We start from the raw sequence: 15,428 nt of genomic DNA on the forward strand, positions 1-15,428 counted from the left end.
AAATTTAATTGATTCTTTTAAACACAAATACTTATTGATAGATTCCATAAATAAAAACAATATAACTTGTTTTTTTAATTGAGGACTTTGTATTCGCTTGGAGAAAGACCCACTTTTGTTTTGAATAGCCTTGTAAAGTGTTGTGGATACTTGAAACCCAGGTCATAGGAAATTTCACTGATGGATTTTCCCTGATCCAGAATTTGTTCTTTGGCTATATCGATTAATTTATTGTGGATAAATTCCTGCGGGGAAATTCCCAATTCCTTTTTAATTAAATCACCAAAATAATTGGCAGATAAATTAAGTTTTTCCGCAAAGTAATTCACCATTGGAAAGCCTATATTTTTAGGGTTATCAGATTTTAAATAATCATCAACAAGATTTTCAAATTTACCAATTACTCCCTGATTAATATGATCTCTTGTGATGAACTGACGGTCATAAAAACGCATACAGTAATTTAAAAATAGTTCAATATTATTTACTACTAAAGACTTACTGTGTTTATCAATGGCTTGTTCCAGCTCCAGTTTGATATTTTTAAAGCATTCCAATACAATTTCTCGTTCTTTTTCAGAAAGGTGTAAGGCTTCGTGTACATCGTAGGAAAAGAAGTTATAATCTTTGATGTGCTTTCCTAAGTTTGTTCCTTTTATTAAATCAGGATGGAAAATTAATGCAGAACCTGCAGGCTGAACATATTTATCTTTGTTATAAATTCCATAGGTCTGCCCGGGAGCGATGAAAACCAGCGTTCCTTCCTGATAATCGTAGCTATGTTTCCCATACTGCATGTCTCCACACATCACATCTTTCAGAAAAACGGTATAAAATCCAAATTTTCTTTTGTGCTGACAGATAGGATCGGATTTGGAAAAATCTATGACACTTACCAACGGATGCAGGGTTTCCTGATTGGCCATTTTGTTGTATTCCGAGACACTATTATAGATTTCAACCTCCTGATTTTCCATGAAATATATTTTTATTACTATTCAAAATTACCACTTTCCTTTGTAACTGAAATGGTGTCTGTAAAATTGGTAAGTAATTCGGTAATCTGTATAAGCTTGGTTTACTGAAAAGTTTCGACTTTTGTATCGTTATGGAAACTTTTAATACAAACATTTTCCCGAAAGGAGAAAAGGCTCCATCCGAATATTTCTCGGGAGGAACGGCTTGGGTTCAGATTATAAAACCCAATGAAGATCAACTGAACTGCCAGATCGGAAATGTAGTCTTTGAACCTGGATGCAGAAATAACTGGCATACTCATGGAGGCGGACAGATTTTAATCGTAACTTCAGGAACAGGTTTTTATCAGGAGAAAGGTAAACCGGCACAGGTTTTACATCCGGGGGATGTGGTTAATATTCTTCCGAATGTGATCCATTGGCATGGTGCAGCTCCTGACAGTGAATTTACACATATTGCTATTAACCCCAATACCCAAAACGGAATTGTGGAATGGCTGGAACCTGTAACGGATGAAGAATACAACAATTTATAAATTAAACTTAATTAAAAATAAATAATCAAATGAGCACATTTACAGTAAAAGCCTATGGAGCAGAATCTACCACGGCAGATCTGAAAGAAATGAATATTGAAAGAAGAGAAGTAACCTCAAAAGATGTAGAGATTGAAATTCTATATTGCGGGGTATGTCACTCTGACCTTCATACCGCAAGAAATGACTGGGGCGGAACCATCTACCCTGCTGTTCCGGGACATGAAATTGTAGGAAGAATTACAAAAATCGGAAGTGATGTAACGAAGTTTAAAGTAGGTGATCTTGCTGGTGTAGGATGCATCGTAGATTCTTGCGGTCATTGCGGAAGCTGCCAACACGATTTGGAACAATATTGTGAGAATGGATTCACCGGAACTTATAACGGACAGGACAAACACTTGGGAGGACATACTTTTGGAGGATATTCTCAAAAAGTAGTAGTAGATTCTCAGCATGTATTAAAAGTTCCTGAAAACCTTGATCCGGCTGCTGTAGCACCTCTTCTATGTGCAGGTATCACTACATGGTCACCTTTGAGACACTGGAATGTAGGTCCGGATTCTAAGGTTGCTGTAGTTGGACTAGGAGGATTAGGGCATATGGCCATCAAATTAGCAAAAGGATTGGGCGCTGAAGTTACTTTATTTTCCAGAACTCCGGGAAAAACTGAGGATGCTAAGCAGTTGGGAGCAGATCATGTTATCATTTCCACAGACGAAGCACAAATGAAGTCTGTAAAAGGGAAATTTGATCTGATTATTGATACGGTTCCTTATGTACATGATGTAAACCCTTATGTTACCACTCTAAATATCGACGGAACACATGTTCTTGTGGGTTACTTAGGGGGACTGGAACCTATGCTGAATACTGTTCCTATGATTTTGGGAAGAAAATCTGTAGCCGGATCTGTGATTGGTGGTATTGCTGAGACTCAGGAATTATTGGATTTCTGCGGAGAGCATAATATTGTTTCCGAAATTGAGATGATTAAGATGCAGGAAATTAACGAAGCTTACGAAAGAATGCTGAAAAGTGATGTGAGATATCGTTTCGTTATTGATATGCAATCTTTATAAACAGCTGTTACTTATGAAAAATAAAAGGCTCTCTGGATTGGAGAGTCTTTTTCGTTTATATTTTTTAGGTTTTGGCTAAAGCCAATGGAATTATTTTAATTTATTTAAAACGGGCTAAAGCCCATTTTTATTGAATATATCCCATCCCTGTACAACTTGTCTTCTTATTGATACATTTTACTTTTCGCATTGTACATATCTTTCCATATCCTGAAATGCCCATGCGGCCATGGCATCAATAACGGGAGCCAGCTCATTTCCTGCTTCGCTCAATTTATAGGAAACATGTGGTGGTACTACAGGTTTTGCAGTTCTGATCACCAGTCCATCTGTTTCCAGCTGCTTAAGATGTTGAATCAACATTTTTTCCGTTACTGCAGGAATTGCTCTTTTCAGTTCACTATATCTTTTTTCTCCTGAATAAAGGTTAAACAGAATAATAGGTTTCCAAAAACCACCTATCCTCTCCATTACATACATTACAGGGCAATCCTGTACTATTTTTTTGTTTTCCTGAATGGTTGAATTTTCTTTAATGGCTGTCATAGGATACATACTTTAGGGTAAGTACTTGTATAAAAGTAAGTACAAATATAACTTTGTCTTAGGAAATAAAAAAATATTTATTATGAAATCATTGTTGTTTGATCAATCCATAAATACTGATCAATATGCAGTGATTACATATGATCATTAAAAACAATAAAAAATTTACATATGAAAATTATAATCACAGGATCACTAGGAAATGTAGCCAAGCCTTTAACCCAACAACTTGTAAAACAAGGGCATGATGTAACCGTAGTCAGTAGTAATGAAGCGAGAAAGCACGATATTGAATCATTGGGAGCAACCTCAGCTATCGGATCGATTACAGATATTGATTTCTTAACCCAAACTTTTGACGGAGCAGATGCTGTCTTTGTGATGACACCTCCCGCTATAAGCCCTGATAACATTGTTCAGAATACAATCAACGTAGGAAAAAACTATGCAGAAGCATTACAAAAAGCTCATGTAAAAAAAGCAGTAATGCTAAGCAGTGTAGGTGCTGAATCTCCTGTAGAAAACGGTCCTATTAAAGGTCTTCATCATATTGAAAAAATTTACAATGAGTTAGAAAATACCTCATTTACATTTTTAAGAGCCGGATATTTTTATACTAATTTCTTCAATGATATTCCACTGGTTAAAAATGCAGGAATTATTGGTGGTAATTATTCTGAGAATACAGAAATACCTGTAGTTCATCCTATTGATATTGCTAATGCTGCAGCTGAAGAACTGGTAAAAAATGAACAAGGAAAAAACATCCGATATATTGTAAGTGATTCCCGAAAAGCTTCTGACTTTGCAAAGGTCTTGGGAAGTTCTGTAGAAAAGCCAGAATTGCCTTGGGTGGAATTCTCTGATGAAGATGCACTAAACGGAATGCTGCAGGCAGGTCTTCCAAAAGATATGGCAGAATTATATGTTGAGATGGGACGAGGAATGAGAACCGGAGTGGTACAAAAAGGGTTTATTGAACATGGATCTCCTGTTACAGGAACAATCAAGCTAGAAGATTTTGCTAAAGAATTTTCAAGCCATTTTTAATTCATTTCTTTTGACTTAATAAAGAAATGAATTCGGCGCACCAAAGGTGCGCCGAACTTAGTTTTACAAATTATACTTTTGTTTTTACCTCAACTTTATAATTATTTATTCTCTTTTAGGGTCTCTTTCAACACCTTTATTTTTCCATCAATGGGCTGATCAATTTTTAATCCTAAAATTTCAGCAACCAAAGGATAAACATTAATATTGGCAAACTCATCAATGACCAGATTATTTTTAAACTCCGGCCCCCATGCATAGAATGTCGCCTTCATTTCAGGAACCAATCTAGGATTGTATCCATGCTTTCCTACTGATGTTTTCTTGCCTTTTTCAAGGAAAATCTTCGGAGCTTTTGGAACCAGAAGAATCTGTCCTATTCTGTTGTATTGATCATCTCTGGTTGCAAAATGCAGATATCTAGGAAGCTTTTTATCCAAATAAACTTCGTAGTCATCTGTTTTGTTCTTTTTTAATTCTTTATATATAGATTTTACCTCATCCTGATTTTTAACATATACTCTTAAAAGGGTTTGAGAATTGTAAAAATCAAACCTGTTTTTATCAAAAAGGATAGCCGGAATTTCCAATGGTGTCCCGCCATCAACCTTAATCATTCCGTGGTCGGAAACAAAAACAAAGTTGACATTTTTTAATCCCAAATCATTTACTTTCTGAACTAGATTACCTACTGCCTGATCAATCAGGTGAACAGCAGTTTCCGTTTCCTTGGCATCAGGTCCATAATGATGTCCGCTTCCATCTACTTCAGGAAAATATAGGGAGATAAAATGCGGTCTTTTGTCTTCAGGCAGCTTCAGCCAGTTTACCACTTTTTCTACTTTTTCGGATGGGGTAAATTTTTCGTGGTATGGATAATAATATGTTGGTCTCATTCCACCTGCATCACTGGCAGATCCTACCCACATTAATGAGGCAGAAACCATTCCCTGTTTCTCTGCCAATCCCCAAAGCGGTGTTCCGCCATACCAGCTTCCATCTTCTGCATTCTTTTTATTGCTCATAGCATAAGCTTCTTTTCTCTTATAATCGTAGAAGAAGTTATCAATTAAACCATGATGGGATGGATAAAGTCCTGTGATCAGACTCCAGTGGTTGGGAAAGGTAATACTTGGATAACTCGGAATCATTGCTTCTGCTCTTACCCCGCTATTGGAAAGTTTCAACAGGTTTTCCGCATTGTATTTTTTAGCATAATCGTATCGGAAACCATCTGTAGAAATCATGATCACATAGGGTTTAGATTGGGTTTCCGGGCTGTTTTGTCTCTCGGGAACGACTACCTGAGCCGTATCAACATTTGCTTGCTGGCCAAAAGCCGTTAAGGAAATAAGCAGCAGTAAAAAATGTATTCCTCGCTTCATTATTAAAATTTTTGACAAAGTTACATTCTCTACTGCTCCCTGAAAAGTTTAGAAGATTAAAAGTATATTAAAACCTGTTATTTTTTAATTCTCATCAGAACGTTCGTTTCATTTCAAACTGAGACACCTTGTTTTCAAGGCCTATTTTGCTTAAAAAACTACTGGTATCCTCAGAAATTTCATCTACGTTATTTAGAGAAACTGCCTGCCCGTTGATATCATTCTTAATGGCATCAAAAAGCACAGTGGCAATCCCTTGTTTTCTATGGTTTTTATCAACTGCAACCTGATATATTTTTCTTACTATGGAATTATAAATAGTATATCCTACGAGTTTTTCTCCCTTAAATGCACCCAGAATTGTACAATCTTTCTTCATGTCTTTCAATACAAAATCAGATCCCTGCCATGATGGTTCAATATCCCTGAATGAACGGAATGTTTCCCATTGAAAATCTGTCAATTCTTTAATAATAATTTCTGAATTATTTTCTATTGAATTAATATTTCCATTAAAGCAAAGTAATCTTCTGACAATGGTAAACCCAAGATTTTCATATGCCCTGATCGCCTTTTGATTTCCATCAATCACCTCCAGAACCAAAGTATTAATATTTCTTTCCTTTAGAAGTGGTATTATAAAATCATACATTTTCCTCACCAGACCCTTTCCTCTGCCCTCAGGAATAACTCCTGTTCCGGCATTGTAAGCTATTCCCACTCCATTTTCTATTTTTTCTGCCTGAAGAATAAATCCCACCAGTTTGTCATCTTCAAATGCTCCTACAGATAAGCTCAGGTCTATTTTTTCAGTAGCTATTTTAAAGTTTAGAAGTTCTCTGGTTAGATGAAAAGGAACAACATAATCTGAAAAGGAAAGATTGAATACTGATAAAAGTTCCTCTACATCAAAATTCTTTAAGGTTTTAAATTCCATTGATCTTTATTTAAAAAATTATTCATTTACAAACCATCATTCCCTATCAAGATATTTTTCAACGTTAAATGTCTATTATTGAACGCAGATTGTATTTTTCAAAGGCAATTTTCAGGGATATCTGGTTAATAAACAAATATAAGAAAATTCAGTCAATCCCTTTAGAATTAAGCATTCTAAGAGTTTTACAAGAATCTAAAAATGATAATACCCCTGAAAAAGCAGAGGTATTATTCTAAATATTTCGATTGTGTTCTTTTAATTATTCTTTGATCAGTTTTTCGTAGGACAGACTTCCGTCTTTCAATTTGATTTCTAAATAATAGATACCTGATTTCAGGTCTTCAACATTGATATTTTGCTGATCAGGTTCTATTGATCTTACTTTTCTACCGGTAGCTTCATAAATATCAATGGATTTTATTTTGTCAAAATTTTTAAGGCTTACCGTTGTCTTAGCCGGATTAGGGTAAAAATTCACTTTCTTGTCACCAGCAACAATTTCATTTGTTGATAAAGTGGTTGCCGCCATTGTTAAAGTTGCATACCCTCTTCCTGCATCATGATATCCTATTCCTGTACCTGTTTTTCGTGCATAAAAGATATTAATCGTGGCTGCAGTATTGGAAATAGCAAAATCTCCTGCACTTCCGGATAGAGATCTTGTAGCCACTACAGTTCTCGTACTTCCTGATACTGTATTGGAGGTTTCGGTCCAGTCCTGTGACGGATCAATGGTAGGCGGTATCATTGGGCCGGGAAATGTATAATCTCTGTTGGAAGAAGAGTTATATATAAATCCATCGGATCCGGTAGCCATTCCTACACTTCCAAAACCAATGCCCAGCATTGAATTGCTGTCTCCCGTCATAGTAATGGTTACTCCTGTGGGGGTAGTGTCTAATTTCACCGTCATGGCAGTAGCCGTAAGAGGCACTATTCCTGATGAAAACTGGGCCCAGGCAAAGTTCGCAAGGACCATACTGAATGTTAGTAAAAGTTTTTTCATATCAATTTTTTAAAAGGCTAATGATTTCTTTGTTGTCTGTTTTTAAGGCATATTCAAAAGGGGTTACTCCCATTGAGTCTTTGATTGATTTATCTGCTTTGTATGTAAGCAGTAATTCAACCAATTCTTTGTTACCTAGCTTCACCGCCCAAAAAAGAGGGGTAGAACCTGTATCATCTGCAATATTGGGATCTGCATTTTTCTTCAGTAAACTTTCCACCAATTTTTTGTTATACTTTACTGAGAGACCAGCCAATGCAGTTCCTTCCTTGCTTTTGTAGTTTACATCCTTTACGTGTTCTATCAGAAATTCGCCAACTTCTACATTTCCTCTATAACAGGCCAAAATAAGAGGTGAGAAACCACTCTCATTGATTTGGTTAATAATGTCGGGATTTTGTTTCATCAGATCTTTTACTTCTGATACTGTTCCGCTTCTGGCAATATCGAATATTGACTTTACTTTTTCCTGAGCAAACAGCAGGGAACTCAGAAACAGACCTACTACTAAAATCAGGTTTCTCATGATTTTATCAAGATATAATTATACTCAACGTTTACATTTTCTGCTATTTTTTTAGTAACCATCTTAGGAATTGTTACTTTATAATCTACAGGTTTTGCTATAAAATTTCCCTGCATATAGATCTTTCCGTCCTTAGTATAGATTGTTGCTGTGGATACCACTGCTTTATCTACTCCATGAAAATTCAATGTCCCCTGAACAGTATATTTCTGTGGGCTGGCAGCAATCTTTGTTTTATCAAAACCTGCAATTTTTCCTTTAAAAGTAGCTTTCGGATATTTTGAAGTTTCTGCATAGCTTTCATTGAAGTGCTCTTCCATTAATTTGGTTTTAAAGCGAAAGTTTTTGACTGCAGAAACGGAAGCCATTTCACCATTATCAGTATTGAGGATCACAAGGTTATTATCATCCTGTGCAAAAATATCTTCAAACAGTGGCACTGAGGCCTCAAAAACTATTTTACCTGTTTTGGAACTGTATTTCTGTGCTGAAGCGTAACCGGCAAAAAGTAAGGAAACGCTAAGCAGTGCTATTTTTTTCATATCAATTTTTTTAATTTTCAGTTAATCCATCAGCTTTCCATTTAATGAAAGTATTGATCTGGGTTGCAGAGAATGAGCCTCCTTTAGGCATTTTTAGTGGATCACCATTTGGCCTTTGAATCCTATCCAGAATTCCCTCTATATTATTTTTCACCTGATCATAGGTAACGAGTGGTTTAAAGCTTCCTGCAGAATGACAGCCGTTACAGCTGTTATCCATTATTGGTTTTATGTCCGATGTATATTTTACCGGCAATATGACTGGGGTATTGTCTGAAATTTCTTCGTAGGTTCTGCTCTCACAAGCAATGATTATCAATCCGGAAGATATTGTAAGTAGGTATATTAACTTTTTCATATTTAAAAAACTCTATAAAGATTAAACCCAAAGAAAATATGTCCTTTTCCCCAGTTTCCTGATGCATTCGTAAGATATCCGATATCTGAATTGATCTGGGAGTTCGTAAATAAAAGCTGGAAAATATGTCCTCCTGTTTCTATATCCACCCCTAGTGATAATGGATTTTTATAGAAACTGTGATTGTCGAAATTCACAAAATATTCTGCATTTACAGAAACTCTTTTTGAAATTTTATAGCGCCCGCCAATTCCTGCTAAAAATTGATTTTTATCTTCGATAGTTGGTTCATATAAATTTTTATGTACATATGACGGAGTAAGCTGCAATGAAAGTTTATCACTAAATCTTCTGGAAATTAAAGCCTGTGTAAGATAAGAAAGCCTATCGCTGAACCTAAGATGTGGATAAGTATCTTTATCTATTTCGGTATTCACTCCCATTACATTGTACCCTACAATATCAACCGGAAAATTTTCATCCTGCCTGATTAATCTGTACTTTGCAGCACCCTCAAAGGTTTTCATATTTGTTTCTCTGGACAGGCTTACCGATAGGCCGTCTGAAATGCCATAAATAACTCCCAATTTGGTAGAGGCGTTATCTAGTCCGAAAAAGTCTTTAAACCCTGCACTTACATCACCAAATCGGTGCGCAACAATCATATACCATTCTTTCTTTGCTGCAAGTTTAGTAGATTGCCCGGTAACAATCTGCAATGCCTTAAAGGCAGGTTGTGAGGCATCTGTATGGGTCGTAATGGTATCAATATCTTTCAGCAGATCTTCCTGTGCAAAGGCAAGACCTGATGAAAATATTGACAAAAATAAGAGAGCTTTTGTCATAAACAATTTTGAATTAAATTATAGTATGACAAACTTATAGAGTTATTAATTCAAAAGTATGTGATAAAAGTCACCAATGGAATTGTTTTTATAAATTATAGAAATAGGCTTCCAAAACAATTAAAATTAGAAAGAGCTAACATTTTCATTTACAGGAACTTTTATCCCTGATTTGGTTTGTACAATTTCACCTTCATTTTCAATTTTTTTCATGACACGGCTTATCACCTCTCTGGATGACCCTAAACTGTTAGCAATTTCGCGATGGGTAATTTTTATTGGGTTGTTTCCGGTAAGAGAGATTTGTTGTTTGATATAATTAAGTACTCGTTTATCCAGTCTGTGGAAAACAGCATCGTTTACCATACTCATTACTTCTGAGAATCGCTTGTCATATTCGCGGTAAAACAATTTATTGATCTCAGGAAATCTAAGCAGCCAATCATGCATTATGGAAACAGGGATTAATAGGGCTTCGGAGTCTTCTTCAGCAATGGCATATACCCTGCTTACATAATCCGTAAAAATAGATGAAAAGGTCATAAGGCAGCTGTCATTTTCTTTAATGTAATAGTAGATCAACTCTCTTCCGTCGTTGAGGGTAAAAACCTTTATGGATCCTTTAATCAAAAAGGGAACATATTTATTTTTCTGACCTTCTCTTATTATTTCTGTCTTGGCTTTTATATTTGTAGTAATGGCATGCTGCTGAAGTGCATTTAAGAAATCACTTCCTAAAAAACCAAATTTACTTAAGATAAATGAACTATTAACCATATCAATATTTTCTACTTTTTCTGAAAACAAATATATAAAAATGAAATATTGATAAGGTATATTTTTAATTTATTAAATATTATTAACAATTCAATAAAATAAATCCACTTTTAAAAGATTAATTATTTTTTCATATAGGTCAAAAAAAATACCCCGGTAAAACCGGAGTATTCTATTTTATTGTAAAGAGAAATCTTAAGCTTGTACGTTGTTTCCTCCTAATACGAAAGGCTCAACTTCTTTAATTTCTCCGAACTGCTGCTCGTAGTTAGCGATGTTCTGTTGAAGAGCGTTTAATACTCTTTTAGCGTGAAGTGGAGCAAGAATTACTCTTGATCTTACTTTAGCTTGCTGAACACCTGGCATCAACTGAATAAAGTCTACTACAAATTCAGATGGAGAGTGGTTTACTAAAGCTAGGTTAGCATAGATACCAGCAGCTACCATTTCGTTTAATTCGATGTTGATGTTTCCGTCTTGTGGATTTTGATTGTTGTCCATTGTTATAAATTATGTTTTTAAAATTCGAAATTTGAGATTGTGAAAATATAAAAATAAATTCAAATCCCAAATTTCAAATCATTAATTTTAGTTAAGGTCTTCGAATTCTTTCTTAGAACCTACGATAACATTCTGATACTCTTTAAGACCTGTACCTGCAGGAATTCTGTGACCTACAATTACATTTTCTTTAAGACCACCAAGAGCGTCTACTTTACCGGCAACTGCTGCTTCATTAAGAACCTTAGTAGTTTCCTGGAATGATGCTGCAGACATGAATGACTTAGTTTGAAGTGCCGCTCTTGTAATACCTTGTAAAACAGGAGTTGCAGTAGCAGGAAGTGCTTCTCTTACTTCTACTAAAGCCTGATCTTCACGCTTCAACTTAGAGTTTTCATCTCTTAATTCTCTTGCAGTGATCATCTGACCTGGCTTGAATTCTTTAGAATCACCAGCTTCAGTAACTACTTTAAGACCAAATACTCTGTTGTTTTCTTCCAAGAAGTCATACTTATGTTCAAGAGCTCCTTCAAGGAATTGAGTATCACCTCCATCCACGATAGATACTTTTGTCATCATCTGTCTTACGATGATTTCGAAGTGCTTGTCGTCGATTTTTACCCCCTGTAGACGGTAAACTTCCTGAATCTCGTTTACTAAGTATTCCTGAACCGCAGTTGGGCCTTTAATTCTTAGGATATCATCCGGTGTAATAGAACCGTCAGAAAGTGGAGAACCTGCTCTTACGAAGTCATTCTCCTGAACCAAGATCTGGTTAGAAAGTTTTACTAGGTAAATTTTTCTTTCTCCAGTTTTAGCTTCAACAATAAGTTCACGGTTACCTCTCTTAATTTTTCCGTAAGAAACTACCCCGTCGATTTCAGTAACAACCGCTGGGTTTGAAGGGTTTCTTGCTTCGAATAATTCGGTAACTCTCGGAAGACCTCCGGTGATATCCCCTGCTTTCGCAGATTTTCTTGGGATTTTGATTAAGACTTTACCAGCCTTAATTTTTTCACCATCATTTACCATTAAGTGGGCTCCTACCGGTAAGTTGTATGCTTTTTGCTCAACACCTTTAGAATCTACCACCTTCAATGTAGGTACGGCTTTCTTATTTCTAGATTCAGAGATTACTTTCTCTTCGAATCCTGTTTGTTCGTCAATTTCAAGTTGGAATGAAATACCCTGAATAATATCTTCGTATTCTACCTTACCTGAAGTTTCAGCAATGATAACCGCGTTATACGGATCCCATCTACAGATAACATCTCCTTTCTTCACTTTATCACCTGGTTTTACAGCTAATATAGATCCGTAAGGTACGTTAGCTACCATTAATGGAGTCTTAGACTCGGCAGCAACTAATCTAAATTCTGTTGAACGAGAAACTACAACCTCAGCTGTATTACCGTTTTCATCTTCAGAAGTAATTGTTCTTACTTCATCCATTTCAACGATACCATCTCTTCTAGCAACGATAGATGGGTTTTCAGAAACGTTACCTGCAGTACCCCCTTGGTGGAAGGTTCTCAACGTAAGCTGAGTACCTGGTTCCCCAATTGACTGTGCTGCAATTACCCCTACTGCTTCACCCATGTGGATCACTTTACCTGTTGCTAAGTTTCTACCGTAACATTTCGCACAGATACCTTTCTTAGCTTCACAAGTTAATGGTGAACGAACCTCCACAGCTTCTAATCCTGCTTCTTCGATTCTTTTCGCCAATGCTTCAATAATCACCTGGTCTGCGCTTGCAATTAGCTCGTCAGTTTCAGGATCATAAATATTATGAAGAGATACTCTACCTAAAATTCTTTCAGAGATTCTTTCAACAATCTCGTCATTTTTCTTAAGTGCAGTAACTTCTGTACCTCTTAGAGTTCCACAGTCGTCCTCTGTAACGATAACGTCCTGTGCAACGTCTACCAATCTTCTCGTTAAGTAACCAGCATCGGCTGTCTTAAGAGCGGTATCCGCAAGACCCTTACGAGCACCGTGGGTAGAGATAAAGTACTCTAGAATCGAAAGACCTTCCTTAAAGTTTGCAAGGATCGGGTTTTCGATGATCTCCGCTCCGGTAGAACCGGCTTTTTGCGGTTTTGCCATCAAACCTCTCATCCCTGATAACTGACGGATCTGTTCTTTAGAACCCCTCGCTCCAGAGTCAAGCATCATATATACAGAGTTGAAACCACCTTGGTCAGTTTTCATTCTGCTCATGATCATTTCAGTTAATCCAGCGTTGGTATTTGTCCAAACGTCGATTACCTGGTTATAACGTTCTGTATCGGTAATTAGACCCATGTTATAGTTAGCTCTAATTTCGTCTACAGTTTCAATTGAAGTAGCAATCATCTGCTTTTTCTCAACAGGAACTACAATATCCCCAAGTGAGAATGAAAGACCTCCTTTGAATGCGTTTGAATACCCTAGGTCTTTCATTGCATCAAGGAACTTCACAGTAGTAGGGAAATCCGTATCAGCAAGGATCTTACCAATAACGTTTCTCAATGATTTCTTAGTAAGAAGTTCATTGATATATCCTGATTGTTTAGGTACAATCTGGTTGAATAAGATTCTACCTACAGAAGTTTCGATCAATCTTGTTACAATTACACCATCTTCTTTGATAGGAAGTCTACATCTTACTTTAGCGTTCAATGAAACTCTACCTTCAGCATAAGCGATTTCTGCTTCTTCCGGAGAATAGAATGCAAGACCTTCACCTTTCACTTTCATATCTTCTGTAGAACTCAATTCTTTAGTCATGAAATAAAGACCAAGAACCATGTCCTGAGATGGTACTGTAATTGGAGAACCGTTTGCCGGGTTCAAGATGTTTTGAGAACCTAGCATCAATAACTGAGCTTCAAGGATTGCTTCTGGCCCCAACGGTAAGTGTACCGCCATCTGGTCACCATCGAAATCGGCGTTGAATGCTGTTGTTACTAACGGGTGTAGCTGGATTGCCTTACCTTCGATCATCTTAGGTTGGAAAGCCTGAATACCCAATCTGTGAAGCGTAGGTGCTCTGTTCAGTAGAACAGGGTGACCTTTCATCACGTTTTCAAGGATATCATAAACTACAGGTTCTTTTCTATCAATAATTCTCTTCGCAGATTTTACTGTTTTTACAATTCCTCTTTCAATTAGTTTTCTAATGATAAACGGTTTGTAAAGTTCAGCTGCCATATCTTTAGGAATACCACACTCGTGAAGCTGTAAGTTTGGACCTACAACAATTACCGAACGCGCAGAGTAATCTACCCTTTTCCCTAGTAAGTTTTGACGGAAACGACCTTGCTTACCTTTCAATGAATCAGAAAGTGATTTCAATGGTCTGTTTGATTCAGATTTTACTGCAGAAGATTTTCTTGTATTATCAAATAATGAATCTACTGATTCCTGAAGCATACGCTTCTCGTTTCTTAGGATTACTTCAGGAGCTTTAATCTCCAATAATCTCTTCAAACGGTTATTTCTGATGATAACTCTTCTATAAAGGTCATTTAAGTCAGAAGTTGCGAAACGTCCTCCATCCAATGGAACTAATGGTCTTAGTTCTGGTGGTATAACCGGAAGTACACGCATGATCATCCACTCTGGTCTGTTGATCATTCTTGTATTAGCACCTCTTAATGCTTCTACAACGTTCAATCTCTTAAGAGCTTCAGTTCTTCTTTGTTTAGAACCTTCATTGTGAGCTTTGTGTCTTAAGTCGAAAGACAATGCATCAAGATCAATTCTCTTTAATAGATCTTCTACAGCTTCAGCACCCATTCTGGCGATGAATTTGTTTGGATCAGAATCATCAAGATACTGGTTTTCTACAGGAAGAGTCTCCATGATGTCAAGGTACTCTTCTTCTGTAAGGAATTCCATATTTTCAAAATCAGAACCGTCTAATTTCTTAGCAATACCTTGTTGAATCACTACATATCTTTCGTAGTAGATGATCATATCTAATTTCTTAGAAGGAATTCCTAGAAGGTAACCGATTTTGTTTGGTAAAGAACGGAAATACCAGATGTGAGCGATAGGAACTACAAGATTAATGTGTCCGATTCTCTCTCTTCTTACTTTTTTCTCAGTAACTTCTACACCACAACGGTCACAAACGATCCCTTTGTAACGAATTCTCTTGTATTTACCACAAGCACATTCGTAATCCTTTACAGGACCAAAAATTTTCTCACAGAATAACCCGTCTCTTTCAGGTTTGTGAGTTCTGTAGTTAATAGTTTCCGGCTTTAAAACCTCCCCTCTTGAGTCTTGTAAAATAGACTCAGGTGAAGCTAAACCGATGGTTATTTTATTAAATCTACTTGATTTATTTTTATTTGACATTTTTTAG

The 15,428-nt window shown here is 36.4% G+C and carries 15 protein-coding genes; 3 read left to right on the plus strand and 12 right to left on the minus strand.

What is annotated here, in order from left to right:
• Positions 1-74: 74 nt before the first annotated feature.
• The gene (locus EG359_RS11690) at positions 75-977 is read right to left on the minus strand and encodes a helix-turn-helix domain-containing protein (RefSeq protein WP_076354902.1); all 903 of its coding nucleotides are present in this window, start codon (positions 975-977) and stop codon (positions 75-77) included.
• Between the two features lie 131 nt (positions 978-1,108).
• On the opposite strand from EG359_RS11690, the gene EG359_RS11695 reads away from it, so the two are divergent.
• Both EG359_RS11695 and EG359_RS11700 read left to right on the plus strand, forming a co-directional pair.
• Positions 1,109-1,513, plus strand: a complete 405-nt coding sequence (locus EG359_RS11695) for a cupin domain-containing protein (protein WP_076354904.1) — start codon at positions 1,109-1,111, stop codon at positions 1,511-1,513.
• Between the two features lie 29 nt (positions 1,514-1,542).
• A complete protein-coding gene (locus EG359_RS11700; RefSeq protein WP_076354906.1) occupies positions 1,543-2,595 on the plus strand; it encodes an NAD(P)-dependent alcohol dehydrogenase in 1,053 nt (350 codons plus the stop codon).
• A gap of 177 nt (positions 2,596-2,772) precedes the next feature.
• On the opposite strand, the gene EG359_RS11705 is transcribed toward EG359_RS11700, so the two are convergent.
• On the minus strand, positions 2,773-3,141 hold the full coding sequence (locus tag EG359_RS11705) for a winged helix-turn-helix transcriptional regulator (RefSeq protein ID WP_076355274.1): 369 nt from the start codon (positions 3,139-3,141) through the stop codon (positions 2,773-2,775).
• A gap of 171 nt (positions 3,142-3,312) precedes the next feature.
• Here EG359_RS11705 and EG359_RS11710 point away from each other — a divergent pair, with 171 nt between their 5' ends.
• Positions 3,313-4,191: an NAD(P)H-binding protein gene (locus EG359_RS11710; RefSeq protein ID WP_076354908.1), complete on the plus strand. Its 879-nt coding sequence runs from the start codon at positions 3,313-3,315 to the stop codon at positions 4,189-4,191.
• 101 nt (positions 4,192-4,292) lie between these two features.
• Here EG359_RS11710 and EG359_RS11715 read toward each other — a convergent pair whose 3' ends face one another.
• The 10 genes from EG359_RS11715 to rpoC form a co-directional block, all read right to left on the minus strand.
• On the minus strand, positions 4,293-5,576 hold the full coding sequence (locus tag EG359_RS11715; RefSeq protein ID WP_076354910.1) for an alkaline phosphatase family protein: 1,284 nt from the start codon (positions 5,574-5,576) through the stop codon (positions 4,293-4,295).
• A 94-nt stretch (positions 5,577-5,670) separates the two neighbouring features.
• On the minus strand, positions 5,671-6,513 hold the full coding sequence (locus EG359_RS11720; protein ID WP_076354912.1) for a GNAT family N-acetyltransferase: 843 nt from the start codon (positions 6,511-6,513) through the stop codon (positions 5,671-5,673).
• A 262-nt stretch (positions 6,514-6,775) separates the two neighbouring features.
• Positions 6,776-7,522, minus strand: a complete 747-nt coding sequence (locus EG359_RS11725; protein WP_076354914.1) for a T9SS type A sorting domain-containing protein — start codon at positions 7,520-7,522, stop codon at positions 6,776-6,778.
• Between the two features lies 1 nt (position 7,523).
• Positions 7,524-8,048 (minus strand): ankyrin repeat domain-containing protein, encoded by a 525-nt coding sequence (locus EG359_RS11730; RefSeq protein WP_076354916.1) that lies wholly within the window; start codon positions 8,046-8,048, stop codon positions 7,524-7,526.
• Positions 8,045-8,590 carry a YceI family protein gene (locus EG359_RS11735; RefSeq protein ID WP_076354918.1) on the minus strand — a complete coding sequence of 182 codons (546 nt, stop codon included), beginning with the start codon at positions 8,588-8,590 and terminating at the stop codon, positions 8,045-8,047. Before EG359_RS11735 ends, EG359_RS11730 begins: the two co-directional genes overlap by 4 nt.
• Positions 8,591-8,600: 10 nt before the next feature.
• The gene (locus tag EG359_RS11740) at positions 8,601-8,948 is read right to left on the minus strand and encodes a hypothetical protein (RefSeq protein WP_076354920.1); all 348 of its coding nucleotides are present in this window, start codon (positions 8,946-8,948) and stop codon (positions 8,601-8,603) included.
• A gap of 2 nt (positions 8,949-8,950) precedes the next feature.
• The gene (locus EG359_RS11745; RefSeq protein WP_076354922.1) at positions 8,951-9,793 is read right to left on the minus strand and encodes a DUF5777 family beta-barrel protein; all 843 of its coding nucleotides are present in this window, start codon (positions 9,791-9,793) and stop codon (positions 8,951-8,953) included.
• A 126-nt stretch (positions 9,794-9,919) separates the two neighbouring features.
• Positions 9,920-10,570, minus strand: coding sequence for a Crp/Fnr family transcriptional regulator (locus EG359_RS11750; RefSeq protein WP_076355276.1), 651 nt, complete (start codon positions 10,568-10,570; stop codon positions 9,920-9,922).
• A gap of 195 nt (positions 10,571-10,765) precedes the next feature.
• Positions 10,766-11,071, minus strand: coding sequence for a DUF3467 domain-containing protein (locus EG359_RS11755; RefSeq protein ID WP_002976436.1), 306 nt, complete (start codon positions 11,069-11,071; stop codon positions 10,766-10,768).
• An 87-nt stretch (positions 11,072-11,158) separates the two neighbouring features.
• Positions 11,159-15,421 (minus strand): DNA-directed RNA polymerase subunit beta', encoded by a 4,263-nt coding sequence (rpoC, locus tag EG359_RS11760; protein ID WP_076354924.1) that lies wholly within the window; start codon positions 15,419-15,421, stop codon positions 11,159-11,161.
• Positions 15,422-15,428: the final 7 nt, after the last annotated feature.

Source organism: Chryseobacterium joostei, assembly GCF_003815775.1.
In the GTDB taxonomy this organism is placed as follows: Bacteria; Bacteroidota; Bacteroidia; order Flavobacteriales; family Weeksellaceae; genus Chryseobacterium; species Chryseobacterium joostei.

What these genes read in the sequence shown, in the direction of transcription:
- EG359_RS11695 (WP_076354904.1), top strand. Translation starts at nt 1,109, where the DNA reads ATGGAAACTTTTAATACAAACATTTTCCCGAAAGGAGAAAAGGCTCCA.
- EG359_RS11725 (WP_076354914.1), bottom strand. Translation starts at nt 7,522, where the DNA reads ATGAAAAAACTTTTACTAACATTCAGTATGGTCCTTGCGAACTTTGCC.
- EG359_RS11750 (WP_076355276.1), bottom strand. Translation starts at nt 10,570, where the DNA reads ATGGTTAATAGTTCATTTATCTTAAGTAAATTTGGTTTTTTAGGAAGT.
- rpoC (WP_076354924.1), bottom strand. Translation starts at nt 15,421, where the DNA reads ATGTCAAATAAAAATAAATCAAGTAGATTTAATAAAATAACCATCGGT.
- EG359_RS11720 (WP_076354912.1), bottom strand. Translation starts at nt 6,513, where the DNA reads ATGGAATTTAAAACCTTAAAGAATTTTGATGTAGAGGAACTTTTATCA.
- EG359_RS11700 (WP_076354906.1), top strand. Translation starts at nt 1,543, where the DNA reads ATGAGCACATTTACAGTAAAAGCCTATGGAGCAGAATCTACCACGGCA.
- EG359_RS11715 (WP_076354910.1), bottom strand. Translation starts at nt 5,576, where the DNA reads ATGAAGCGAGGAATACATTTTTTACTGCTGCTTATTTCCTTAACGGCT.
- EG359_RS11710 (WP_076354908.1), top strand. Translation starts at nt 3,313, where the DNA reads ATGAAAATTATAATCACAGGATCACTAGGAAATGTAGCCAAGCCTTTA.
- EG359_RS11745 (WP_076354922.1), bottom strand. Translation starts at nt 9,793, where the DNA reads ATGACAAAAGCTCTCTTATTTTTGTCAATATTTTCATCAGGTCTTGCC.
- EG359_RS11730 (WP_076354916.1), bottom strand. Translation starts at nt 8,048, where the DNA reads ATGAGAAACCTGATTTTAGTAGTAGGTCTGTTTCTGAGTTCCCTGCTG.
- EG359_RS11735 (WP_076354918.1), bottom strand. Translation starts at nt 8,590, where the DNA reads ATGAAAAAAATAGCACTGCTTAGCGTTTCCTTACTTTTTGCCGGTTAC.
- EG359_RS11690 (WP_076354902.1), bottom strand. Translation starts at nt 977, where the DNA reads ATGGAAAATCAGGAGGTTGAAATCTATAATAGTGTCTCGGAATACAAC.
- EG359_RS11740 (WP_076354920.1), bottom strand. Translation starts at nt 8,948, where the DNA reads ATGAAAAAGTTAATATACCTACTTACAATATCTTCCGGATTGATAATC.
- EG359_RS11755 (WP_002976436.1), bottom strand. Translation starts at nt 11,071, where the DNA reads ATGGACAACAATCAAAATCCACAAGACGGAAACATCAACATCGAATTA.
- EG359_RS11705 (WP_076355274.1), bottom strand. Translation starts at nt 3,141, where the DNA reads ATGACAGCCATTAAAGAAAATTCAACCATTCAGGAAAACAAAAAAATA.